This is a genomic window from Sphingomonas sp. CFBP 8765, from assembly GCF_014841445.1.
In the GTDB taxonomy this organism is placed as follows: Bacteria; Pseudomonadota; Alphaproteobacteria; order Sphingomonadales; family Sphingomonadaceae; genus Sphingomonas; species Sphingomonas aerolata.
This window is the reverse complement of record NZ_JACYTY010000004.1, coordinates 427,527-449,163: the sequence shown is the minus strand read 5'-3', so window position 1 is coordinate 449,163 and position 21,637 is coordinate 427,527. Positions and strand designations below refer to the sequence as shown.

The 21,637-nt window shown below is 64.1% G+C and carries 26 protein-coding genes; 11 read left to right on the top strand and 15 right to left on the bottom strand.

Annotation, left to right across the window (positions count from 1 at the left end; translation table 11 throughout):
* Positions 1–290: 290 nt before the first annotated feature.
* Both IFT87_RS13305 and IFT87_RS13300 read left to right on the top strand, forming a co-directional pair.
* Entirely contained in the window at positions 291–1,046 is a 756-nt protein-coding gene (locus tag IFT87_RS13305) for a Crp/Fnr family transcriptional regulator (protein WP_206757227.1), read from the top strand.
* Positions 1,043–2,005 carry a GGDEF domain-containing protein gene (locus tag IFT87_RS13300; protein WP_192008824.1) on the top strand — a complete coding sequence of 321 codons (963 nt, stop codon included), beginning with the start codon at positions 1,043–1,045 and terminating at the stop codon, positions 2,003–2,005. Before IFT87_RS13305 ends, IFT87_RS13300 begins: the two co-directional genes overlap by 4 nt.
* Positions 2,006–2,231: 226 nt before the next feature.
* On the opposite strand, the gene IFT87_RS13295 is transcribed toward IFT87_RS13300, so the two are convergent.
* Together IFT87_RS13295 and IFT87_RS13290 are read right to left on the bottom strand one after the other, a co-directional pair.
* The gene (locus tag IFT87_RS13295) at positions 2,232–2,429 is read right to left on the bottom strand and encodes a hypothetical protein (protein WP_192008822.1); all 198 of its coding nucleotides are present in this window, start codon (positions 2,427–2,429) and stop codon (positions 2,232–2,234) included.
* An 831-nt stretch (positions 2,430–3,260) separates the two neighbouring features.
* The gene (locus IFT87_RS13290; RefSeq protein ID WP_156360416.1) at positions 3,261–3,440 is read right to left on the bottom strand and encodes a hypothetical protein; all 180 of its coding nucleotides are present in this window, start codon (positions 3,438–3,440) and stop codon (positions 3,261–3,263) included.
* Positions 3,441–3,800: 360 nt separating this feature from the next.
* Between IFT87_RS13290 and IFT87_RS13285 the strand changes: the two genes are divergently transcribed.
* From IFT87_RS13285 to IFT87_RS13275, 3 genes are read left to right on the top strand one after another with little or no spacing between them, the layout of a single operon-like run.
* Positions 3,801–4,100, top strand: coding sequence for a hypothetical protein (locus IFT87_RS13285; RefSeq protein ID WP_192008821.1), 300 nt, complete (start codon positions 3,801–3,803; stop codon positions 4,098–4,100).
* Positions 4,084–5,457 carry a GNVR domain-containing protein gene (locus IFT87_RS13280; protein ID WP_192008819.1) on the top strand — a complete coding sequence of 458 codons (1,374 nt, stop codon included), beginning with the start codon at positions 4,084–4,086 and terminating at the stop codon, positions 5,455–5,457. The genes IFT87_RS13285 and IFT87_RS13280 overlap by 17 nt, the downstream gene beginning before the upstream one ends.
* Entirely contained in the window at positions 5,454–6,341 is an 888-nt protein-coding gene (locus tag IFT87_RS13275; protein ID WP_192008817.1) for a CpsD/CapB family tyrosine-protein kinase, read from the top strand. Before IFT87_RS13280 ends, IFT87_RS13275 begins: the two co-directional genes overlap by 4 nt.
* 254 nt (positions 6,342–6,595) lie before the next feature.
* Here the strand turns inward: IFT87_RS13275 and IFT87_RS13270 are convergent, their stop codons facing one another.
* From IFT87_RS13270 to IFT87_RS13230, 8 genes are all read right to left on the bottom strand, one after another.
* Positions 6,596–6,772, bottom strand: coding sequence for a hypothetical protein (locus IFT87_RS13270; protein ID WP_192008815.1), 177 nt, complete (start codon positions 6,770–6,772; stop codon positions 6,596–6,598).
* Positions 6,772–6,984 (bottom strand): hypothetical protein, encoded by a 213-nt coding sequence (locus IFT87_RS13265; protein WP_192008813.1) that lies wholly within the window; start codon positions 6,982–6,984, stop codon positions 6,772–6,774. The genes IFT87_RS13270 and IFT87_RS13265 overlap by 1 nt, the downstream gene beginning before the upstream one ends.
* Positions 6,981–7,802, bottom strand: a complete 822-nt coding sequence (locus IFT87_RS13260; protein ID WP_192008811.1) for a hypothetical protein — start codon at positions 7,800–7,802, stop codon at positions 6,981–6,983. The genes IFT87_RS13265 and IFT87_RS13260 overlap by 4 nt, the downstream gene beginning before the upstream one ends.
* Before the next feature lie 106 nt (positions 7,803–7,908).
* Complete coding sequence (locus IFT87_RS13255; protein WP_192008809.1) at positions 7,909–8,124, bottom strand: hypothetical protein; 216 nt, start codon at positions 8,122–8,124, stop codon at positions 7,909–7,911.
* 189 nt (positions 8,125–8,313) lie between these two features.
* Positions 8,314–8,574, bottom strand: coding sequence for a hypothetical protein (locus IFT87_RS13250; RefSeq protein ID WP_192008807.1), 261 nt, complete (start codon positions 8,572–8,574; stop codon positions 8,314–8,316).
* Positions 8,571–9,041: an XF1762 family protein gene (locus IFT87_RS13245; RefSeq protein WP_192008805.1), complete on the bottom strand. Its 471-nt coding sequence runs from the start codon at positions 9,039–9,041 to the stop codon at positions 8,571–8,573. The genes IFT87_RS13250 and IFT87_RS13245 overlap by 4 nt, the downstream gene beginning before the upstream one ends.
* 142 nt (positions 9,042–9,183) lie before the next feature.
* Positions 9,184–9,882 (bottom strand): hypothetical protein, encoded by a 699-nt coding sequence (locus IFT87_RS13235; RefSeq protein ID WP_192008799.1) that lies wholly within the window; start codon positions 9,880–9,882, stop codon positions 9,184–9,186.
* On the bottom strand, positions 9,882–10,175 hold the full coding sequence (locus IFT87_RS13230) for a hypothetical protein (protein WP_192008796.1): 294 nt from the start codon (positions 10,173–10,175) through the stop codon (positions 9,882–9,884). Before IFT87_RS13230 ends, IFT87_RS13235 begins: the two co-directional genes overlap by 1 nt.
* Before the next feature lie 217 nt (positions 10,176–10,392).
* Between IFT87_RS13230 and IFT87_RS13225 the strand changes: the two genes are divergently transcribed.
* Genes IFT87_RS13225 through IFT87_RS13210 form a run of 4 tightly spaced genes read left to right on the top strand, consistent with a single transcriptional unit; the run spans position 10,393 to position 14,234 of the window.
* Positions 10,393–10,608, top strand: coding sequence for a hypothetical protein (locus IFT87_RS13225; protein WP_031441137.1), 216 nt, complete (start codon positions 10,393–10,395; stop codon positions 10,606–10,608).
* A gap of 22 nt (positions 10,609–10,630) precedes the next feature.
* Positions 10,631–11,575, top strand: a complete 945-nt coding sequence (gene cysD / locus IFT87_RS13220; protein ID WP_198526928.1) for a sulfate adenylyltransferase subunit CysD — start codon at positions 10,631–10,633, stop codon at positions 11,573–11,575.
* Complete coding sequence (gene cysN / locus IFT87_RS13215) at positions 11,575–13,488, top strand: sulfate adenylyltransferase subunit CysN (protein WP_037527719.1); 1,914 nt, start codon at positions 11,575–11,577, stop codon at positions 13,486–13,488. The genes cysD and cysN overlap by 1 nt, the downstream gene beginning before the upstream one ends.
* Positions 13,485–14,234 carry a 3'(2'),5'-bisphosphate nucleotidase CysQ gene (locus IFT87_RS13210; RefSeq protein ID WP_342211163.1) on the top strand — a complete coding sequence of 250 codons (750 nt, stop codon included), beginning with the start codon at positions 13,485–13,487 and terminating at the stop codon, positions 14,232–14,234. Before cysN ends, IFT87_RS13210 begins: the two co-directional genes overlap by 4 nt.
* Here IFT87_RS13210 and IFT87_RS13205 read toward each other — a convergent pair.
* The 5 genes from IFT87_RS13205 to IFT87_RS13185 all read right to left on the bottom strand — a co-directional run bounded on the left by IFT87_RS13205 (position 14,231) and on the right by IFT87_RS13185 (position 19,991).
* On the bottom strand, positions 14,231–14,998 hold the full coding sequence (locus IFT87_RS13205; protein WP_249403337.1) for a Crp/Fnr family transcriptional regulator: 768 nt from the start codon (positions 14,996–14,998) through the stop codon (positions 14,231–14,233). The genes IFT87_RS13210 and IFT87_RS13205 overlap by 4 nt on opposite strands.
* 144 nt (positions 14,999–15,142) lie before the next feature.
* Positions 15,143–15,529 carry a ribonuclease HI family protein gene (locus IFT87_RS13200; RefSeq protein ID WP_192008794.1) on the bottom strand — a complete coding sequence of 129 codons (387 nt, stop codon included), beginning with the start codon at positions 15,527–15,529 and terminating at the stop codon, positions 15,143–15,145.
* Positions 15,510–16,715 carry a YihY/virulence factor BrkB family protein gene (locus tag IFT87_RS13195; RefSeq protein ID WP_342211162.1) on the bottom strand — a complete coding sequence of 402 codons (1,206 nt, stop codon included), beginning with the start codon at positions 16,713–16,715 and terminating at the stop codon, positions 15,510–15,512. The genes IFT87_RS13200 and IFT87_RS13195 overlap by 20 nt, the downstream gene beginning before the upstream one ends.
* An 85-nt stretch (positions 16,716–16,800) precedes the next feature.
* Positions 16,801–19,299: an ABC transporter permease gene (locus IFT87_RS13190; RefSeq protein WP_192008792.1), complete on the bottom strand. Its 2,499-nt coding sequence runs from the start codon at positions 19,297–19,299 to the stop codon at positions 16,801–16,803.
* A complete protein-coding gene (locus tag IFT87_RS13185; protein ID WP_249403336.1) occupies positions 19,296–19,991 on the bottom strand; it encodes an ABC transporter ATP-binding protein in 696 nt (231 codons plus the stop codon). The genes IFT87_RS13190 and IFT87_RS13185 overlap by 4 nt, the downstream gene beginning before the upstream one ends.
* Positions 19,992–20,124: 133 nt before the next feature.
* Between IFT87_RS13185 and IFT87_RS13180 the strand changes: the two genes are divergently transcribed.
* Both IFT87_RS13180 and IFT87_RS13175 read left to right on the top strand, forming a co-directional pair.
* Positions 20,125–20,766, top strand: a complete 642-nt coding sequence (locus IFT87_RS13180; RefSeq protein ID WP_342211161.1) for an arylesterase — start codon at positions 20,125–20,127, stop codon at positions 20,764–20,766.
* Positions 20,767–20,898: 132 nt separating this feature from the next.
* Entirely contained in the window at positions 20,899–21,633 is a 735-nt protein-coding gene (locus tag IFT87_RS13175) for a Crp/Fnr family transcriptional regulator (RefSeq protein ID WP_031395205.1), read from the top strand.
* Positions 21,634–21,637: the final 4 nt, after the last annotated feature.

Below are 21,637 nucleotides of genomic sequence, written 5' to 3'. Positions count from 1 at the left end.
TCAGTCATATGCCTCACTCTTATCTAAGAGCGGGGCCCTGTCAGGTCATTTAGGGGGCCACCTCACCAGTCGTCGTGACGATGTTAAGCAGCGTCTCCATGACAGGGCCTCAGAATGACGCTTCGAGGCCTGCGTCGCGGCCTGAAATTACTTATAGGATATGGTGTCGTTATGAGGCACATTTACTGCGTTCATAGACCGTTAGTACGTGCTAGGTACAACGAGACGCGAAATTAAGACGTCGAATTTAGGTGCGCGTCGTCTTGCACGCATTCTGTTGGGACAGTTTTTTGCAGACCTTTAGTGTCCCACTTTCGCCGATGCTTGAGAAGTTTGCTTTAAACTCAGCCTTAGCGGACGATGATCGTGCGGCCATAGTTGCGCTCCCGTTTTCGTTATATTCATATAATCCCGGTAGACATATAATAAAGAACGACGCAACGTGTACGGAATTCGAGGTTCTTGTCTCAGGTTTTGCTATTGCATATAAAGTTACGAGTGATGGATTTCGCCAGATTGTCGGCTTTCGACTGCCGGGCGATATAATCAACATCCAGCATATGCAATTCGCGTATAATGATTGCAGCGTGCAGGCGACAGCGCACTGTATGGTAGCCGCAGTAGACGAGACGTTAATCCGCAACTTGACCTGCGAGCGCCCGATCATTTCAAATGCGATAATGGCAAGCGCTCTGATCGAAGCGTCAATTTCTCGCGAGTGGATTGTGAATATCGGACGCCGTAATGCCCGAGCGCGGATAGCGCATCTGTTCTGCGAGCTTGCGTGTAGGCTCGATCCATGCCGGCTAGCAGAGAATCAGCCATTTAGGTTGCCTTTGACGCAGCAACAGATTGGCGATGCTGTCGGATTGACAGCGGTCCACGTCAACAGAACGATCAAGGGTCTGATAAAGGATGGCCTTCTCGAGCAAGACCGCCACCTGATTTCGTCTCCTGCCTGGGACCTGCTCAAAAGCGTAGCAGGCTTTAACCGTCGCTACCTCCAACTCGATCAGAAGGTCGATGCACTCGGACATTCCCAATGACGGATCGAGCGACCGGCGCTGAACGGAAAATACCCGCTGACATGGGCGCGCGCATGGCTCGACGGAAAGCAGCTAGATTTGATAGTTTTCCATTAAAGGCTCGCCGCAGCGCGGAAACAACGCTGTTAGAAAGCGTAATGCGAAAGTCTGCACGCTTAAGCCCTATGTCCGCTCTCGCATGGATCGCGCCGATCTGGGCGGGGCTTTTTGTCCTCGATGCGGTGACGGGCCCGCTCTACTCGTTGAACTCAGCTTACCTTGTTCCACTATGTCTAACGACTTGGTGCTTCGGACGGATCGCTGGCCTCATAGCCGGCACCTCGGCAATCGTCACAACGCTACATTTAAATGGCTTCGCCGATCAACTGTCAGCTAGGGCAACCTCTATTACTGCCGCAGCGGCTGTTTGGAATGCCTCGATGCTTGTCCTCGGAGTGATCTTTATAATCCTCCTCGTGAGTGCCTTCCGTCGAGCGTTTGACCACGAGAGCAGGAACGCGTTGATGGATCCACTCACGGGGCTGGGCAACCGAAGGTCCTTTCAACGTGAGGGCAAGCGACAGGAGTCTTCGGCTGCTCGAGATCGCAGGATCCTATTGTGTGGCGTGATAGACTTGGATGGATTTAAGGCGGTAAACGACCAGTATGGACATGCCGCAGGCGATGAGGTGCTGCGTATCGTCGCCCATGCACTCAGCGCGTCCGTTCGGCCTTACGATATCACTGCACGCCTTGGAGGTGATGAATTTGCGTTTTGCTTAACAGTTCGAGACGAGGCCGCGGGTGAACGAAAGTCTCGCAGCATCCATCAGGCGTTGATAGCTGCGCTGGAAACCTCACAGTGGCGTGCAACGTGTAGCTTGGGCGCTGCCACAGGAAGCGACTTTGAGCAGGCCATCCGAATTGCGGATAAGATCATGTACGAAGCAAAGTCGATCAAGAAGTCTACAGTGTCCTAACGACAATCAACACGAATATAATGAACTAACGATAAGCGTCTTCGTCAAAGCGTAATAGAAAGCGGGACCTTACACAAGTCTACTTCAGAGGCGCGGCACCTGTTGTGGTTTACCGGCTCTAGTATTTCGCAACGCACACCTTCGCACTATATACAACCAGTGCAAAGCTAAAGCGCGGGGTTCAAACAATCAGTTCATACGGTGAATTTTTCAAGTGTGATCACAATCAGTCAGGCTTAAGTCGCAGCCCAGCTTCTTTCATCTCCACCTGCCCTAGAGCCACAGCGCTCGCGTCTATAAGCGAATCCGCGAGTTTGATGGCCGCTGCGGGGGAAAGGGTCAGCGTGATTCCTGCTCCTTCAAGCCGAACGCAGCTTTTCCAGGGCGTCGCGGTAAAGCACTCAGTATCCAGTACGACGACCATCCATCTCCTATCGTCAAGCCACAGGTGCCTGAATGGTCTAACGTATCATATTATAGATTGATTATGCGATTTATCTTAAGGGCATAGCGACGTTCTCTGGATCTCAGCAGCATCCGATGCACAGGCCTGGTGGTCCTTGCCTCCGAGCCACGCTCAGCGAGACAGCTAACGGTCGCGTAGACACGCCAGCGGTCCGCCTAGCCCTGCGCTGTGCCTGGCATCACTGCCCCGAGCGCTGGTCCGTCGTGATGCTTGGGAGGGCGCGCAGCGGGATAACCAAATCGGTCGGAGGCAGAGTGTGACGGCCTCATTCAACGGCATTGTGCGGCAGCTGCGTCGATCGGGCGCATATACCGAAGTCAGCAACGCGCGGGCAGCATCGGCAGCAAAAATTTGCAGTTAATCGACTTTAACCGCATGAAGTTGTAATTACTAAACAGTTCTAATGCATAAATCCCCTTGTCGAAAGACGAGCACTTTTAACTTTGGGGGTTCAAATGCGCTACTGGCCAATCGGCAAGCCCATTCGCGGGTAATATTGTCATCAGCCTAGGAATAACCATTCTCGTCATCGACACATCCCGCAGGGTGTAAAGAAGTCGGTGACTAGGACAATGGTGAACCTTACAACGGCTGAAGTTAAAAAATGCCCGGCTTTCCGAGCCGGGCATTTTTTCCGTTCGCGACCGCGTCATATTTCTAACTGGCATCTCATCGCTGCAGGCCCGAGGAGCAAGACCAAGGGGTCTCACTGCTTTTCACAAAGCAGTGTGCGCAGTTTTAAACAGCCCGCCTACCTTATAACTAATCCTAGGCGTTCGTTACGCCACACTACTGCAACGGCCCTTCGTTGATCGCATCAACAGCTGCAGCGACGCGCGCCCAATCGTAGTGGTCTGGATCATCACCCATTATATCGAGCAGCATAGCAACGACGGGCGCGGATTCTCGCGGGCCATGTGTCTCGATGACCGCCCACGCCTTCAGCCACACTTCTCGATCACTCATCATCGAGCAAGGCTATGCGTCAGCGGCCGAGCCGGGCAAACTATCTGCACAGGGCAATGAGCTGCTTTAAGGGTCCAGTCTTCCGACGAGTGCTCCAAAAGCAATCACGGCCGCAATGAGCGCCCAACCCTCCCACGTTCGCGGCGTCCATCCTATGCCAACAACCTTTGGCTGAAACCATGTTCTAGGATCGTTCATTTCAACTCCGTTACCGTCGAGTCGTCGGTAGGCTTGGATGGGATAGACCTTACGACACGCCGGGCAAAACGTTACATCACCACCATGAAAGACCTGACCACCTCCATAGTCGGCATCGACTTCCCGAACGAGGACTAGAGTAAGATCAACCGGCGTATGGAGTGCATGCCCTGTGCGCCTGGCGACGCGGTCGAGCTGCGCCTCGAGCCGACCAACCCTTACGACGAAAACGCCGTTGCCATGGACGTCGTCGTGCTTGATACCAATCGATATGATCGTGCCATTTCGATGCTAGACCCCGCGTTGGTCCGCGAGCGGGGCAATGACGGCGAACACAATGGCGTGTATTTCCGTGACAGTACCGCACCGCAGATGCTGATCGCGCTGTTGATGACGACCCCTGTTTCCACCACGGCGGCCCGGCTTGGCGCACCGCAGGAGAGCAACCTTGCTAATACCCGCTGATCTGATCGCGTCGCTCAAGGCGCGCTGGCGTATCGAGCTGGCTATCATTCTGATGATCGTCGTGCTGGTCGCACTCTGGACGGCCGTCACGCCCAAGACCTATGTCGCGCAATCCTCGCTGCTGTTCGACGGTGGCCCGGCCCAGTCGGTCACCGACGAGGCGGCGCCGCAGGATGGCGTGGCCGCGCTCGTCGCGACCCAGGCCGACGTCCTGCAGAGCGAGGCGATCGCCGCCGCGGTCGTCCGCGATCTGAAGCTTGCCGCCAACCCGCAGGTCGCTGACCAGTGGCGTGCACGCACCGGTGGCACCGGCGACGTCAACGCTTGGTATGGTCGCCAGCTGCTCGGCGGGCTCGAAGTCATACCCGGCCGGACGTCGCGCGTGCTTGCGATCCGCTTCAAGTCGGCCGATCCGCAATTCTCGGCACAGGTCGCCAATGGCTTTGCCACCAGCTACCTAGAGGCGCGGCTGCAGCTGCAGACCGATCCCGCCCGCACCTATTCGCGCTGGTTCGAGGATCGCACGCGCGAGGTCCGCACCGCGCTCGAGCAGGCTCAGGGCCGACTGACCGCGTTCCAGCGTCGCACCGGGATCGTCGACACGACGAACAACAACACCGACGCCGCCCGCCTGACCGAACTGTCCGGCCAGCTGACCGCAGCCGAAGCGGCGGCGGCGGATGCTGGCGCACGCGCTGGCGGCGGCAGCACCGGGCTCGACGTGCAAACGTCCGGTGTCGTCCAGGGGCTGCGCACGCAGATCTCGGCCAAGACGGCCGAAGTGGCGCAGCTGAGCGCTGATCTCGGCCCGAACCACCCGCAGCGGCAGGCTGCCGAGGCGGAGCTGTCGGCGCTACGCCGGCGGCTGGCGGTTGAGACGGGGACAAACACCAATGCGGTACGCGTCGCCAGCGGCGCGGCGAGCAGCAAGGAAAGCCAGATGCGCGCCCTGCTCAACCAGCAGCGCGGCAAGATGCTGGCGCTGGCGGGCGACCGGGCCGATCTCAACGTGCTCCAGCGCGACGTCGATTCGGCACGCGCGGCCTATGATACCGTGACCCAGCGTCTCGGCACGATGCGGCTGCAGAGCGAGGCGCCGTCGACCAACGTCGTCCAGCTCGACGTCGCGCAGCCGCCGATGCTCCCCTCCTCGCCCAACGTACCGATGCGGTTGGCGCTCGGCCTAGTGCTGGGCGGGATGCTGGCGGCGGGGACGGCGCTGGCACTCGAACTGTGGCGGCCGCGGGTGCGGACGTCGAGCGGCGCAGCGACCGCCATGGGTGTGCCCGTGCTGGGCTCGGTATCGTTTTCGCAGTCGCGCGTCGCGTCGCTGCTGGGTGGAAGGCAGACGTCATGAGGCTTCGTTCGAGCGAAACGGCAAATGTCGTTCGGCCCGCGGTCGCGCCGGGCGCCGAAGCGCCCAGCCAGCGGCAGCTTCTGGGCAAATTGCTGTCACTGTCGCCCGAGGCGCATCGCCAGATCGAGCATCACCAGGCTGAAACCGGGCTGTTGTTCGGCGAGGCGGCGGTTGAGCTCGGCTTTGCGACCGACGAGCAGGTGCGCCGCGCGATCGAGCTGCAGCAGGGCTTCACGGTTCTTGCCGAGGGCGATGAGCGCGTCGATCCGCTCGTCGTCGCAGCATTCGCGCCCGACGATCCCATCGCGGTCACCGCGCGCGACATTCGCGCGATCGTGACGCGCGACGTCCGTCCCGACGGCTCCCCGCTTCAGGGGATAGCGATGATCGGGATCGACGACGAGACGCTGCACACCACCGTGCTCACCGCCAATCTGGCGGTCGCGTGCGCCCAGGCCGGCTATTCGACGCTGCTGGTCGATGGCGGCATCGGCGCACCGCGTCAGCACGGGCTCTTCCGCCTGCCCAACCGGACCGGCCTGTCGACGCTGTTGTCGTCGGGCGGTCGCGTCGAGGCGATTGCCCAGACCACCGCGATCCCCGGCCTGTCGCTGCTGTCGGCGGGTCCGAGCGTCCCCAACGCGTCCGAGCTCTTCGATCGCCAGCGGCTTGCCAACACGCTCGATCCGCTGCGCGATCATTATGGGCTGGTGATCTTCGATGCCGGCCCCGCCAGCGCGACACAGCTCGAGGCGTGTTTCGGACTCGACGCGGCGATCATCGTTGCGCGCCGCAACCGGTCGGACGCTCGCGCGCTGCGCAACGCCGCGGCCGTGCTGCAGGAGCATGCCACCCCCGTTCTCGGCTCGATCCTGATCGATTGAGCATGGTGGGCATGATGGAGATTCGGCGAATCGGCCACATCGATGCCGCGCCGCGGTGCAGCAGCCCCGGCCGCGCAGTCTTCGGGCGCTTGCCGCACTACCCGCCCCGGAAGAACCGGGTCATCGACGGCACAGCCTCGGTCCCCGCATAGCCGTCGTCGTTGACCTCCTTATGCCGTCCACAGCCACAGATCAGATCTATCGTCCGGATATCGAGGGATTGCATTTTTCTTAGGTCTAAGGGGCTGGATCAGTCATTGCGGCTCGCCATCGTTGATTGCATCTACAGCCGCCGCAATGCGCGCCCAATCGGAGTGGTGGGGATCATCGCCCATTACGTCGAGCAGCGTGGCGACAATAGGTGCAGATTCCAATGTGCCGTGCGTCTGTACGACCGCCCATGCTTTCAGCCATACCTCTCGATCGCTCATCACCCGGTCGACGGAAAGTCAGCGAGGAAGCCTAAAATTGCGTCGAGGTCAGTGGTCGTCAGCTTGCTGCCTGCGTCGATCATGTCGCCGTCTTCCCGCGACATACGGAACTCGCGCAATCGGGCAGCTGCCTCGGTGAGGTCTGGTGGTTCTCGGCTAGGATCATACGCCGAACGCTCTGGATCGTTCGCGGGATCGTTCTGGAACGTCATGCCTTAATCTCCTGACGCCACAGCCTATGCGCGGCCGACCGATTCGGGCAAACTAGCCGCCGCACGGCAGGCGCGGCCGGCGCAGCGACCGGTGTACGATCCCCACGCGTTCTATCCTGATGAGGAAGGGCCGGAGTTCGGAGCGTAGGTGCTTTACCTGTGGCGGACGTAATCCGCTTTGAATTGGCCGGTCTTTGAGGCGGTGCAAATACGTCGCCATCGCCTTGCGGGCGACATCCAAGAGCCTGAAAAAGCTCGGCCGAGTCATCGCGACGAGGACGGGCAGCAAGCATATCTTGTTGTATGGCAGCGCAACGACGGACGTTGCTGACGTCCTTAAACTTGAAGCCCAAACCGAACGTCGCGGTGCTGGCGACGAAGAAAAATAGGGGCGCTATCATCGCGACAGCGACGCTTTCAGTTTCAGTACCGATCCGGTCGGTGAGCCCAGTGTCGACCTTTACCATCTCTGTCAGGTCGCCGTCAGTATCGACGGCCTTAATGTTACCTTTTACTTCGGTGTATGCGTTTATTGCACTATTCAGGTGTAGGGCAAGCCAAATGGCGGCGATTATTGATGAGACCAAGCCACATACGGCAAACAACAAGGCTAGCCTCGGGTATGAGTTTCGATCCGAATATGATAAGATTAGTGGTATCAGCGAAGCGTCAAGTGCAACCAATGTAGTAGCGAGCCAAGCTGACACTGACGTGAGTAAATCCCTCGCGCGCTTCGAACCGGTATCCAGCGTCTCGATGGCGCTTTCAAACGCAACCTTCATTGCTGATCTTGCAGCTTCTAACCCGTCGACTTCCATATATGGCTCCTAGCAGGCTTCCATCGCACATATTTTGGCGAGGAAACAAGCGCAGGAGGATGGGCACGGCAGCCCCCCGCGCATATCGGATTGAGGGTGTCGATGATCATGCGGGGTCGTTAGCCGCGCGAGGCTGCACGGCCTCGGTGGTCCCGACGATCTCGCCGGACCGCAAGCCGGGGTAGGCACGGTCGATCAGATCATTCGCGATGTCTGCGAGGTTCCAGCCCCAGTAAGCCTTGAGGCGATCGCTCTCGTGCATCCAGGACAGAGGTTGGCTCAGTGCTTCCCACGCGGCTTTGAAGTCCGGTTCACGCATCATGCGAGGTCGCCTCGGTCAAGAGCCCGCATCGTCGGGCATTCCCAATCGCAGAACTCCGACCCGGCCGCCCCGCAGAGACCATCAGGCCCCATCATGCAGCAGTCGGCGTCATCGTCTTCATCGTCGCGGGCATCGTCCTGGAACCAGATACAGGCGAGGAAGCCGCACTCAGGGCAGCGCTGATCATCTTCAGTAGGAGACGCCATCGGCCATCTCCTTCGGCAGGTCGATTGACTGCACTTTGAAACCGGCCTTCTCCATGGAGCGCCAGAGCTCGCCGATCTCACCGTAATAGCGGGTGGTTACGTCGAGCCCCGGAAACCACTGCGCCGGAAGGAACGATCGGATCGCCGACCCGATCGCCATGTTCTTGTGCGTGCTCGTCTGGCTGCGCTCCATGACCTTCCCGTCGGGCCAGGTGATGAACCAAATCTTCGTCGGCTCTTTCATGCTGCGATCCTTTCGGTAGTCGGCCAGTCTCCCCAGCCGTAAGCGTGCTTGTCTTCGGTCGGGTGCTTGTCGGTTCGCGGACGCGATGGCGTGTCCCAGCTGCGGCCGGGGACGCGCCAAAGGAGCCGCCAGCCCGCCGCGCGCAGCGACGCACCCGTCTCGCTCGCAAGGATGTACGTCAGGCCCCGCCGGTATCCCTTGGCGATCGCCGCGCGCCGCGCCGCGCCGTAGAGCATCGAGCAGCCATTTGGCTCCCCGTCGGTGCATAGGCGGGTGACTTCCATGGTCAGCCCGTCCTGCAGGGCGCGGGCGACCGGGCGGCCGACGACGGCGATGCCGACCAGCGCGCCGCCCTCCCCCGCCAGGCCGTGCAGCCATAGGAAGCCTGACACCCATCCGTGATGGCGGTGATGGTCTAGGACGAACTGCCGCGCCTCGATGCGCTGGACCGGTCGGAGGGCGGTCATGCAGCGAGGTCCCGAACATATTGTAGGCGCCGCTTCACGCCTTGGGCGGTCCGCCCGATCCGCTTTCCGATGACGGAATAGGCCAGGCCGCTCGCCCGCAAGGAGATCGCGGCGTTTGTCTCCTCGGCTGTCCAGTCTGGCTTCATGCAGCCATCCTTTCGAGTTTATCGGCATATGCCCGCACACCCAACCATTCGTCAGGCGTGCCGGCGAACAGACGAAGCCGGTAGCGGTGGTGGTTTTGAGCAAGGCTGGTGCTGTCACAGCTCACAAACGGGTAATCCCCGCCGACCGCGACACCTCGCAGCATATGGAGCGGGTGCCAGCGGTTCCCCATCAGCGCAGCGACTTCATCCATGCGACGGCGATATGCGTCACAGCCTACCGGCTCGCGCTTCGGGTCACCTATCCAACCAAGGCAGACCCGATCGTACCGCTCGCATAGGCGCGCCAAGCGGTCGAGCGGGCCATCCATGTGCCAGACTGGCGCGCCTCGCGACCGACCGTATGGCCAGTCGTTCAATAAGCCGTCGTTGATCTGGGACGGTGCGGCAGGACGGTCAGGGATCACCGCCCAGCGCCCGGCTTCATAGAGCCTGCCCGCAAGCCAATTATAGTACGGGGTCCAGTCCGAGCGGCCTGCCTCAATTGGGTCAATGCCAGCCCGCACGGCCTGCATCCAGAAGCTGAACGCTCCGTTGTCATACATGATATGCGGCGCCATCGCCTCGACCGCCTCGACACTATCGGGCCGATAGTAGCTGACGCAGAACGATCGGCCGGAAACGGCGTCTAGCGCGGGAGCGGGCGTCACCGGCGTGCCGTGATAAACGGTTGCCATCAGCGTTCCCACCGCGCGTAGATACGCTCGAGCGGGCGAGACACGTCCACCTGCACACACATGCTATCGTTGAACCGCTCGGCTATCCGCTGAGCGATGTCTTCACCCCACGAAAGCTCAACGCCAAGCTCGGTGTGATCGAGACGGCGTAGGATCGCGGCAAGCTGCTCTTGCCGATGCGCCGCGTTCGGCCGCCCGGTGAACCAAGCCGTCACTTCCCAGCTATGACCGTGGAGCGCACCTGACTTGAGGTCTCGGTGGGCGGCGCAGAATATGCCGCCGACGCCGGTCAACGTCCTCACGACGGACACCGCGAATTAACTGGATTGAGGCTCTGACGGTTTTCCATTTCACACCCTTCGTCTCGGTGGAAACAGCGGAGGTTTTCCGGTATTCTCGCGTCAGAAGCGCAGAGTTCTGCCGTGTCGGGTTAATTGACAATTAACCAACCCCGACCCTGCGCAAACGGCGCAATTCCGCGCTTGGCACGACCGTTGCTAGGTTGCGGCAATGTGGAAACGTTTCTGCCGCCTGTTCGTGATCAAGACCAAGTTCGAGGCGTATCTCGTTATCTACGGGCTCGGTCTCGGGGCGGTCGAACGTGGCAGCCATTATCTGGAGCAGTATCCGGGCTATGGCGGCTGGCTGCTCGCGGCGGCCTGTTCGACCGCGGTATTCATGGCGGGCGGGCGGCTGATCGACTCGGTCGACCAGTCGCGCGACTGATCGCGCTTTCGCGGCCAACAGTATAAGTTCGTCGCACACCGCGTCCGCGGGCCTATCTGGGAACGCAATGACCGGGCTCACACATCTGCAACGCCTCGAAGCCGAGAGCATCCACATCCTGCGCGAAGTCGTCGCCGAGGCCGAGCGCCCGGTGATGCTCTATTCGGTCGGCAAGGATTCCGCCGTGATGCTGCATCTGGCGAAGAAGGCGTTCTTCCCCGCGCGTCCGCCCTTCCCGCTGCTGCATGTCGACACGACGTGGAAATTCCGCGCGATGTACGATTTGCGCGATCGTGCGGCAGCGGAAGCCGGGATGGAGCTGATCGTCCACACCAATCCCGAGGCGAAAGCGCTCGGGATCAACCCGTTCGACCATGGCAGCCGCCACACCGACATGTGGAAGACCGACGGGCTGAAGCAGGCGCTGACTGCGGGCGGCTATGACGCGGCGTTCGGCGGCGCGCGGCGTGACGAGGAGAAGAGCCGCGCCAAGGAGCGAATCTTCAGCTTCCGCTCGGCGAGTCACGGCTGGGATCCGAAAGCGCAGCGCCCCGAGCTCTGGCGCCTGTACAATACGCGGATCGCCAAGGGCGAAAGCATCCGCGTCTTCCCGCTGTCCAACTGGACCGAGCTCGACATCTGGCAATATATCCTGGCCGAGGGGATCGAGATCGTCCCGCTCTACTTCGCCGCGCCGCGCCCGACCGTCGAGCGCGACGGGATGCTGCTGATGGTCGATGACGAGCGGTTCCGCTTTCGTGAAGGCGAAGTCGCGGTCGATCGGTCGATCCGCTTCCGGACGCTCGGCTGCTACCCGCTGACCGGCGCGGTCGAAAGCGAGGCGGCGACGCTGCCCGACGTCATCCAGGAGATGCTGCTGACGACGACCAGCGAGCGTCAGGGCCGCGCGATCGACCATGATCAGGCGGCGAGCATGGAGAAGAAGAAGCGCGAGGGGTATTTCTGATGTCCGCCTATACGCCCGAGGCGCTGATCGCGTCGGATATCGACGCCTATCTCGATACGCATGCGAACAAGTCGATGCTCCGCTTCATCACCTGCGGCTCGGTCGATGACGGCAAGTCGACGCTGATCGGCCGGCTGCTGTATGATTCTAAGACGATCTTTGAGGATCAGCTCGCAGCACTCGAGGCGGACAGCCGCCGGGTCGGCACGCAGGGACAGAATATCGACTTTGCGCTGCTGGTCGACGGTCTTGCCGCGGAGCGCGAACAAGGCATCACGATCGACGTCGCCTATCGCTTTTTCTCGACCGAAAAGCGGAAGTTCATCGTCGCGGACACGCCGGGGCACGAGCAATATACGCGCAACATGGTCACCGGCGCGTCGACCGCAGACCTGGCCGTCATCCTGATCGACGCGCGCAAGGGCGTGCTGACCCAGACCCGCCGTCACAGCTATCTGGCGCACCTTGTCGGCATCCGCGAGATCGTGCTCGCGGTGAACAAGATGGATCTGGTCGGCCATGACGAGGCGCGGTTCGACGCGATCGTCGAGGAATACCGGACCTTTGCCGCGTCGATCGGTATCGACCGCTTCACCGCGATCCCGTTGTCGGGACTGACCGGCGAAAACGTCGCGACCCAGGCGGCGACGATGCCCTGGTACACCGGACTGCCGCTGCTCGCGCACCTCGAGACCGTGCCGATCAACGCCGACGCGCGCCAGGCGCAGTCCTTCCGGCTGCCCGTGCAATGGGTGAATCGCCCCGATCTCGATTTCCGCGGCTTTGCCGGCATGATCGCCAGCGGCACCGTGCGCCCCGGCGACAGCGTCCGCGTCGTCCCGTCGGGAAAGACGACGACCGTCGCGCGGATCGTCGCGCTCGGCGGTGACCTGACCGAGGCGGTCGCCGGCCAGTCGGTGACGATCGTGCTCGCCGACGAGGTCGATTGCTCGCGCGGCGACGTGATCGCCGCCGCCGATGCGCCGCCCGAGGCCGCCGACCAGTTCCTCGCGACCATCGTCTGGATGTCCGACACGCCGCTCGTACCGGGCCGCGGCTATCAGCTGAAGCTCGGCACCCAGGTTGTCGGGGCAACGGTCCAGCCGCCGCGTCACGTCGTCGACGTCAACACGCAGGCCGAATTGTCCGCCTCGACGCTCGCGCTCAACGATATCGGGGTCGCGGAGGTCTATGCCGATCGCGCGATCGTGTTCGAGCCTTATGCCGACGGCGCTGATCTCGGCGGGTTCATCCTAATCGACCGCGCCACGAACGCGACCGTCGCGGCGGGCATGATCGGATCGGCGCTGCGCCGTGCGCAGAACGTCCACTGGCAATCGATCGACGTCACGCGCGAGGCGCATGCCGCGCAAAAGGGTCAGTCGCCCAGGATTCTCTGGTTCACCGGCCTGTCGGGCTCGGGCAAGTCGACGATCGCGAACCTGGTCGAGAAGAAGCTGTTCGCGCTCGGCCGGCACAGCTTTCTGCTCGACGGCGACAATATCCGTCACGGGCTCAACCGCGACCTCGACTTTACCGAAGCCGGCCGGATCGAGAATATCCGCCGGATCGGCGAGGTCGCACGGTTGATGGCGGATGCCGGGCTGATCGTGCTGACCGCGTTTATCTCGCCGTTCCGCGCCGAGCGGGACATGGTGCGTTCGATGGTCGCCCCGGGCGAGTTCGTCGAGATCTTTGTCGACACGCCGCTTGCGTCTGCCGAGGCGCGCGACGTCAAGGGGCTCTACGCCAAGGCACGCGCCGGCGAGATCGCCGACTTCACCGGCATATCGAGCCCGTATGAGGCGCCCCAGCGTCCCGACATCCGGATCGATACGACCCGCGAGAGCCCGGAGGCCGCGGCCGAGCGCATCGTCGAACATGTCATCGGCGTCTGGAGCTACGACCTGTGACGACCGACCTGACCGATGCCGGACTCGCGCGCTCGGTGGCGCTAGAGGCAGGCGCGCTCCTGCAGGAGATCCGGGCGCGAGGGACGATCGTGGGGGCGGCAATGGGGGCTGTGGGCGACCGCGAGGCGAATATGCTGATCATCGGCCGGCTGCGCGCCGAACGCCCGAACGATTTCATCCTGTCCGAAGAATCGCTCGACGATCGCAGCCGCTGTGCAGCGCAGCGCGTCTGGATCGTCGACCCGCTCGACGGCACGCGCGAATATGCCGAGGGCCTCGATGACTGGGCGGTGCATATCGGCCTCGCGATCGATGGCGTCCCGCGCGTCGGTGCGGTTGCGGTGCCTGCGCGCGGTGCAGTCTTCGCGACCGACGATCCGGCAAGGACCTGGGCACCCGCAGGCGAACCGCTCCGGATCGTCGTCAGCCGCTCGCGAGCGCCGGACATCGCACGTCGCGTCGGTGCCGCGATGGGGGCGACCCTGGTGCCGATGGGATCGGCGGGTGCCAAGGCGATGGCCGTCGTCGATGGCCGGGCCGACGCCTATCTTCATGACGGAGGCCAGTATGAGTGGGACAATTGCGCCCCGGCTGCGGTTGCGATCGCCGCGGGATTGCATGCGTCGCGGATCGACGGCAGCCAGCTGGTCTACAACTGCGTCGATCCGCTGCTCCCCGATCTCCTGATCTGCCGTCCCGAACTCGCCGCGTCGATCCTCGCGGCTTTGGCCGCAGCGCGCGACTAGTCGGCCTTGGACCTCACGTGGAGATAGCGGCTCGAAAAGTCCGCGACCTCGCGCAACGCGGTCCAGCTGGGAATGCTGATCCATCGTCTGGTGCGGACGATCAGCCCTTCGCTTTCGAGCAGCTTCATCGTCCGGTTGACATGGACCGCGGTCAGCCCGAGCGCGTCACCGATCTGTTCCTGTGACATCGGCAGCTCATAGCCCCTGACCCCGTCGAGACCCTGCGCGTCGAGCCGCGCTGCGACTTCACACAGGAAATGCGCCAGCCGGGTCCGGGCGTCGCGCCGTCCGACGTTCAGCGCCCATTCGCGAAAGATCGATCCCTCGACCAGCGTGTTGACGAACAGCGCATGCCCGATTGCCGGATGCGACAGGGCCAGGCTCTGGAGCGCGGCGCGCGGGATGATCGCCACCTCGGCACGCGTCAGCGTCTGGACGTTGTGGTCCGCCATATCGAGAAACAGATGCTGGAGATCGAGCGGCTCGCCGGGAATGTGCAGCGACACGATCTGCCGCAACCCGTCGCCGGTGACCTTCTGGCGAAACGCATAGCCCGAGACCAGAACCGAGCAATGCTGGAGGCTGTCGCCCTCGCGGACGAGATAGGCCGACGCGTCGAACGTGCGGACATGGTGCGGCAGGGCCTGGATCGCCTCGCGATCACGACGGCCAAGCGTCGCATGGGTCTCGAGCTTCCGGACCATCAGCGCGAGGGGCGATGTTGCGGTCTTCGCGGGGGTCGGGGACGATGGAGCGATGGCCAACGCAGTTCTCCAGTCGGTGTGACGGGAGCGCGCGCATCTCTCGGTCGGCGGCGGTCAGGAACGGGCCGGCGATGGTAGCGCTATAGCAGGCTGTTGCGCCCCGACCAGCATTGTCGGTCGAAAGCCGGTGCCAGCGCTATGGGCTCAGCGCGGATGCAGGCGGGCGAGGGCAATCCCGGCAAGGTTGTGCGACCGGCCGACATGACGGATCTTCACCGTCTCGAACGTCGCCGCGAGCGTCTGAAAGGCGTCGCGGTGCGCGCGAAGCTCTGCCGATCGGCAGCGCGCGGTACCACGCGCCTGCCCCACCACCAGCGCGGAGTCTCCGCGCAGATCGACCGAGACCGCGCCAAGCTCGCGGGCAACTCGAAGCGCATGGATTGCCGCCAGCCACTCCGCATCGCTATTGGTACCGTGACCGCAGTCGTCCAGGAGATGGGTCACGCCGCGAACGACGACGCCGATCTCGATGCGCCCCGGGTTCGGACGACATCCGCCGTCGAAGAACAGCTTAAGCGGAACGCTTGGCATCGTCGTCACCCTCCGGGGAGGTCCGACCCGCCCAGGCGAGCGCTCCGCCGACGACCAGCAGGATCATCCCTGCCTTGCCGGACCCTCGGCGCAGCGCACCCAGCCCGCCGACGGCGAGGAGAACCGAGGGCATCGGCGCGCGCGCGGCACGCGATGCGGCCGCAGTTTGCGCGGTTCGCACGCCACGGCGCGGTTTTGCCACATCGGGCGTGTGTGATGGCGGGGGCGTCGTCACGGTCGCATCGGCAACGGCAGCGCCACGCGCACCGGCCGGGCGTTCGGGCCCGGTGGTCGTGTCGCGGGTGGTGCGATGCTCGAGTTCGGCGTTGAGCTCGGCGCCGAGCAGGAAGACATAGGCGGACAGCCACAGCCAGGTCAGCAGCACGACCACCGCGCTCAGCGAGCCGTAGGTCGCGCCGTAATTCCCGAAATTGGCCACGTAGAAACCGAAGCCGACCGTCGCGGCGAGCCAGATCAGCGTCGCTGCGAGTGAACCCGGGGTCAGCCACGCCCATTTGGCATGCGCGCGGTTCGGCCCGTACCGATACAGGCACGCCGCTGCTGTGACGGCGAGCATTGCCAGCACCGCATAGCTGGTAAGCCGCAGCAGCGTCAGGACGAAATCGGGAGCCCCCGGAATCATGCTGTCGAGCAGTGCGAAGGCCGCGGTCGACAGCGCGGCGGTTAGCGCCAGAACCACCGCGCCCGCGGTGATCGAAAATGCGAGGATATACAGCGCGAAGAACCCGCGGGTCTCTCGTTCCTCATAGGCGATGTTGAGCGCGGTGACGATCGACGATGCCCCCTTCGACGCACCATAGAGCGCGAGCGCGAGCGCGAGGATCAGCCCGAACCCCTTTTTGCCCTCGGACGTGCCGACCACGGTGGCAAGCTGGTCGCCGATGACTTTGGCGGCGTCCGCCGGCAGCACCTGGAACAGGCCGCGGATATTGGCGACGACGGTCGCCGTGTCCGCGACCAGCCCGTAGATCAGCACGATCGAGGCGAGCAGCGGCACGATCGCCGCGAATGCGTAAAAGGCGGTGCCCGCGGCGATCAGCCCGATATTGTCGTCGCTGGCTTCGGCCCAGCTGCGCTTCAGCACCGACCACCAGGTGGCCATCGACATCGACCACGGGCTGGTCACGTCGACGGGCGCGTCGCCGTTTGCCACTGCATTGCTCACTCAAAAACCCCCTTGGCCGCCCATCGCGCCGTCCCGACCCCATGCAAACGCCGCGGCCGCGATTTCGTGCCGCGACCGGAACAGGTCAGAGGTCGCGCAACGCCCGGGCTGGCCTGGCGCTGAGGATCGGCCAGGCCCCGATCAGCCCGATCGCCATCGTCAGCCCCGCACCTACGATCAGCGTCGCGAACACCGCCGGATAACTCGGCAGCCATGTGAACGCGAAGACCTGCGTGACGACATACCACGCCGCCCCCAGCCCCAGCAGCAGCGCTACCGCGGACAGGATCACCGTCAGAAACGCATATTCGAGCGCCTGGACGCCGAGCACCTGGAGACGCGTCGCGCCGAGCGTGCGCAGGATCACCCCGTCATAGGTCCGCGCTTCGCGTGCCGCGGCGATCGCCCCGATCAGCACTGCGATGCCGGCGAGGATCGCGACCGACGCCGCCGCGGTGATCGCGGTCGCCATCTGCCCCACGATCGTCCGCAATTGCCCCAGCACGTCGCGGACCTCGATTACCGAAACAGACGGAAATCGCGGGAGCAGCGCACGCATCACCGCGCCCTCCTCGCCACGGTCGAGATCGATCGTTGCCGCCAGATTATGCGGCGCATCGGCGATCGCGTTGGGGGAAAAGACCATGACGAAGTTGAAGCCGAGCGTATCCCAGCTGATCCGCCGGAACGAGGCGATCCGCGCGCTCCGCTCGACACCCAGCAGGCTGTACTGAATCGGATCGCCGATTTTCAGACTGAGCGCCTTGGCCAGCCGCTCGTCGATCGACACCAGTGGCGGCCCGGCATAGCCGCGCGGCCACCAGCGTCCCGCGGTGATCTGGCTGCCGTCCGGCAGCGTCTCGGCATAGGTCAGGCCGCGTTCGCCACGCAGCGCCCAGGCGCCTTCGGGCAAGGTCTTGAGATCGGCGACACGCGTCGTTGCATAGCCCGTGATAGTGCCGCGCATCGCGGGCACGGTGGTCACAACCGGCTTGCGCGCGGCCTCAGCGACCGTGCGGCGGAATTCGGCTTCGCGCTGCGGCGGGACGTCGAGCGCAAACAACGCAGGCGCGCGCTGCGGAACGGTCCGCGCGATATTCGCGTCGATGCTCGTCCGGATTGCCGCCAGCAGGACGAACAGCGTCAGCCCCAGGCCGAGGGCGACGACCAGCGTGCCGGTGCGAGCGCCAGGACGGTGCAGTGCTGCAACCGCAAGCCTGAGCAAAGGCTGGCGCGCCCGCGGCAATCGCGCAGCCGCGATCCGGATGACCCAGCCGAACCCGGCGAGGACGAGCAGCACTGCCGCGACCGCCGCAAGGAACCCCGCGCTGAGCCCGGGCTGTTCCGCGGTCAGCAGCGCGAGCGCGACGAGTGCAAGCCCGCCACCGGCGACCCAGGGCAGCGTCCGGCGCAACGGTACGCGCCGCTGGCCGGCATTGCCACGCAACAGCACGACCGCCGGCACGCTTCCGGCTTCGACCAGTGCTGGCGCGGTAAACGCCAGCGCGATCACCATGCCATAGGCGGCGGCGAGCAGCAGCGGCACGGGCTGCACCGCGAAGCTCGGCGCGACCGGCAGCACGTCGCCCGCGAGCGCGACGATCAACGGCACCGCCGCGGCGCCGGCAATCAAACCGGCGAGAATGCCAATCCCGGCGACGACGACGATCTGGATCAGATAGACCCTGGCGATCATCCCGGACGTCGCACCAAGCACCTTAAGCGCGGCGATGCTCTGCCGCCGCGCGGCAAGATAGGACGAAACCCCATTCCCGACGCCGATACCGGCGATGACGAGCGCGGAGAGGCCGACGAGCAACAGGAACTGGCCCATCCGTTGGACGAAGCGCTCGGCACCGGGCGCTGCACGGTCGCGGGTCTTGCTTTCCCAGCCCGCGGACGGGAATGCCGCTTTGATCCGGTCGACGGCGCGCGTTGGCGCGAGTCCCGACCTGAGGCGGACGCGATATTTGGTTTCGTAGAGGCTGCCGGGCTGGATCAGGCCGGTCCGCGCAATCCCGGGCAGCGAAACGATCGCGACAGGCCCCAGCGTGAAGCCTTCGCCCAGCCGGTCAGGCTCCTCGGCGAGGACATGGTCGACCACGAACTCGGCCGTACCCAGCCGGACCCGCGCGCCGCGGCCGACGCCCAGCCGGTCGGCGAGCGCGGGCGCGATCCAGATCCCCGAGTCGCGCGGCGGCTCCGCTGCGCCCCCATCGGCAAACCGGACGGTGCCGTACAACGGATAGGCGCCGTCGACACCCTTCAGTTCGATCGGGACGCTGGCCGAACCGCGAACCGCCGTCGCCTGCATGCGCACCGTCTCCGATACGGTGCCGAGCGCGGCCATCGCGCGGCGCTCCTCGGGCGTCGCGGCGCGCTGCGACGTGGCGAATTCGACGTCGCCGCCCAGGATCGTGCTCCCGCGACTTGCCAGTTCGCCGTCGATCGCGCGGGTCAGGCTGCCGATCGCCGCCAGCGCGCCGACCCCCAAAAACAGACAGGCCAGCAGCAGTCGCAGGCCGCGGAACCGCAGATTGAGCTCGCGCCTGGCCAGACGCCAGGCGAGCCGCCAGTCGGTCATGCCCCCGCGCCCGTCACGGACCGCAACTGGTCGCGGACGATACGCCCGTCACCGAGTTCGACGACCCGATCGCACCGCGCCGCAAGGACCGGATCATGCGTGATGATGATCAGCGTCGCGCCCGTCGCCGCGCGTCGATCGAACAGCAGGTCCATCACCGCCGCACCCGTCGCGGCATCGAGGTTGCCCGTCGGCTCGTCCGCGAAGACGAGGTCCGGCCGCGGTCCCAGCGCGCGAGCGATCGCGACACGCTGCTGCTCCCCGCCCGACAGCTGGGTCGGATAATGCCCGGTCCGGTGGCCGAGCCCGACCGCCTCCAGCTCATCGGCGGCGCGTGCGAACGCATCGGCCATGCCGGCAAGCTCCATCGGGACGGCGACGTTTTCCAGCGCCGTCATCGTCGGCAACAGATGAAATGCCTGGAGCACGATGCCGATACGACCGCGCCGCGCGCGCGCCAGCGCATCCTCGTCGAGCGCGCCAAAATCGAGTCCCGCAACCTCGACCTGCCCGCCGCTCGCCTGTTCGAGCCCGGACAGCACCGCCATCAGCGACGATTTGCCCGACCCTGAGGGCCCGAGCAGCGCCACGCTGCTGCCCCGCGCAATGTCGAGATCGATGCCCTTGAGGATCGCGGTCGCGGCACTCGCGCTGCCGAGCGTCAGCGTGACATTGCGGGCCGATATCACCATATCGTCGGAGGTTGATCGGGACATGGAGCACTTTACGTTGGAGCGAAACAGGCCTTCATATGTGGCAGTCGCCGCGGTTCTCCAAGCGCTGGTCCTCGCGGGGTGCGATCGGGCGGCGGATAGCTCGGCCCCTGTGGCGGCCACCCGCGGCGCGGGCAACGACACGGCGGTCGATGGTACGGCGGTCGCGATGCCTCCCGCGCCGGCCGGTCGCGAGCGCCTGATCCTGGCCTTTGGCGACAGTCTGTACGCGGGGTACGGCGTCGCGCGCGGTCACAGCCTGCCCGACGTGTTGCAGGCGACGCTGCGCCGCAAGGACGTCAACGCGACGATCGTCAATGCCGGCGTCTCGGGCGACACCAGCGCGGCCGGGCGCCAGCGGTTTATCTTCACGCTGGACAGCCTGCCCCGCAAACCCGATCTCATCCTGCTCGGCCTGGGCGGCAACGACGTGCTGCGTCAGATCGCGCCTGCCGAGACCCGCGCCAACCTGACCGCGATGATGGACGAGGCGCGCCGCCGCAAGATCCCGGTCGTGCTGACGGGCATGCGGGCGCCCCCCAATCTCGGCCCCGAATATCAGGCAGCGTTCGACACGATCTGGCCCGATCTTGCCAAGACCTATGGTGCGGGACTCTATCCGTTCATTCTCGATGGCGTGATCGGCGACGCCGCGCTGATGCAGCGCGACCATGTCCATCCGAACACACGCGGCATCGATCGGATCGCCGATCGATTTACGCCGATCATTCTGGGACAGCTTGATAAAGGCTGATACGGACCAATCGACCTGTTGACGACCGGACGAACCGCATGGTTGAGCATGGGGTTACGGGCGGCCGCAACGGGCAGCCGAGATGGGCAGCCGACAGGGGCCGCCGACAAGGGCGAATGCAGGGGCGGAACGATGCATCGAAGTGGGTTGATCGCGCGGCTCGAACGCCATCTTGCGCTGACGGAAGAGGAACGCGCAGCGATCTCGCGCGCCGAGCAACGCGAGATCCGGCTCAAGCCCGGCGAGATCCTGATGGCCGAGGGCGGGACCAGCCATGCACTGTTCGTCGTCCATTATGGCTGGCTGCATTCGGCGGCGAGGCTCGCGGCCGGCGGCCGCCAGATCCTGCGCTTCCATTATGCCGGCGACCTGATCGGCACGTCGAGCATCGCCTGGTCGCAGGCCTCGGCGACGCTGACCGCGGTGTCGGACTGTACCGTCACCGAACTGCCCAAGGCCGATCTGGGCCAAATCTTTCGCCAGCAGCCACGGCTCGCCGGGCTGCTCTATGCCATCGCCGCGGCCGAGAATGTCGCGATGAGCGACCGGCTCACCTCGATCGGCCGCAAAGGTGCGGCGGAGCGGCTGACCACGCTCCTGCTCGATATCCTGGCGCGTCTTCGGGTCACTGCCGGTGGCGTGATCGACTCCTTCGACCTGCCCCTGACGCAGAGCGATATCGGCGATGCGCTCGGCTTGACCAAGGTGCACGTCAACCGGACGATCCGTGCGCTCGAGCGTGACGGCGTGATCGAGCGCAACGGTCGACGAGTCCGGATCCTCGACCCGGAGCTTCAAATGCGGCGGACGGGCTTTGTCGACCGCTACGGCGAGATCGAGACGGCATGGCTGCCGCCGGCGCCGTAACCAC

What these genes read in the sequence shown, in the direction of transcription:
- IFT87_RS13235 (WP_192008799.1), bottom strand. Translation starts at nt 9,882, where the DNA reads ATGGCAACCGTTTATCACGGCACGCCGGTGACGCCCGCTCCCGCGCTA.
- IFT87_RS13260 (WP_192008811.1), bottom strand. Translation starts at nt 7,802, where the DNA reads ATGGAAGTCGACGGGTTAGAAGCTGCAAGATCAGCAATGAAGGTTGCG.
- IFT87_RS13300 (WP_192008824.1), top strand. Translation starts at nt 1,043, where the DNA reads ATGACGGATCGAGCGACCGGCGCTGAACGGAAAATACCCGCTGACATG.
- IFT87_RS13275 (WP_192008817.1), top strand. Translation starts at nt 5,454, where the DNA reads ATGAGGCTTCGTTCGAGCGAAACGGCAAATGTCGTTCGGCCCGCGGTC.
- IFT87_RS13250 (WP_192008807.1), bottom strand. Translation starts at nt 8,574, where the DNA reads ATGAAAGAGCCGACGAAGATTTGGTTCATCACCTGGCCCGACGGGAAG.
- IFT87_RS13255 (WP_192008809.1), bottom strand. Translation starts at nt 8,124, where the DNA reads ATGATGCGTGAACCGGACTTCAAAGCCGCGTGGGAAGCACTGAGCCAA.
- IFT87_RS13225 (WP_031441137.1), top strand. Translation starts at nt 10,393, where the DNA reads ATGTGGAAACGTTTCTGCCGCCTGTTCGTGATCAAGACCAAGTTCGAG.
- IFT87_RS13290 (WP_156360416.1), bottom strand. Translation starts at nt 3,440, where the DNA reads ATGATGAGTGATCGAGAAGTGTGGCTGAAGGCGTGGGCGGTCATCGAG.
- IFT87_RS13295 (WP_192008822.1), bottom strand. Translation starts at nt 2,429, where the DNA reads ATGGTCGTCGTACTGGATACTGAGTGCTTTACCGCGACGCCCTGGAAA.
- cysN (WP_037527719.1), top strand. Translation starts at nt 11,575, where the DNA reads ATGTCCGCCTATACGCCCGAGGCGCTGATCGCGTCGGATATCGACGCC.
- IFT87_RS13200 (WP_192008794.1), bottom strand. Translation starts at nt 15,529, where the DNA reads ATGCCAAGCGTTCCGCTTAAGCTGTTCTTCGACGGCGGATGTCGTCCG.
- IFT87_RS13190 (WP_192008792.1), bottom strand. Translation starts at nt 19,299, where the DNA reads ATGACCGACTGGCGGCTCGCCTGGCGTCTGGCCAGGCGCGAGCTCAAT.
- IFT87_RS13285 (WP_192008821.1), top strand. Translation starts at nt 3,801, where the DNA reads ATGCCCTGTGCGCCTGGCGACGCGGTCGAGCTGCGCCTCGAGCCGACC.
- IFT87_RS13175 (WP_031395205.1), top strand. Translation starts at nt 20,899, where the DNA reads ATGCATCGAAGTGGGTTGATCGCGCGGCTCGAACGCCATCTTGCGCTG.
- IFT87_RS13245 (WP_192008805.1), bottom strand. Translation starts at nt 9,041, where the DNA reads ATGACCGCCCTCCGACCGGTCCAGCGCATCGAGGCGCGGCAGTTCGTC.
- IFT87_RS13270 (WP_192008815.1), bottom strand. Translation starts at nt 6,772, where the DNA reads ATGAGCGATCGAGAGGTATGGCTGAAAGCATGGGCGGTCGTACAGACG.
- IFT87_RS13265 (WP_192008813.1), bottom strand. Translation starts at nt 6,984, where the DNA reads ATGACGTTCCAGAACGATCCCGCGAACGATCCAGAGCGTTCGGCGTAT.
- IFT87_RS13185 (WP_249403336.1), bottom strand. Translation starts at nt 19,991, where the DNA reads ATGGTGATATCGGCCCGCAATGTCACGCTGACGCTCGGCAGCGCGAGT.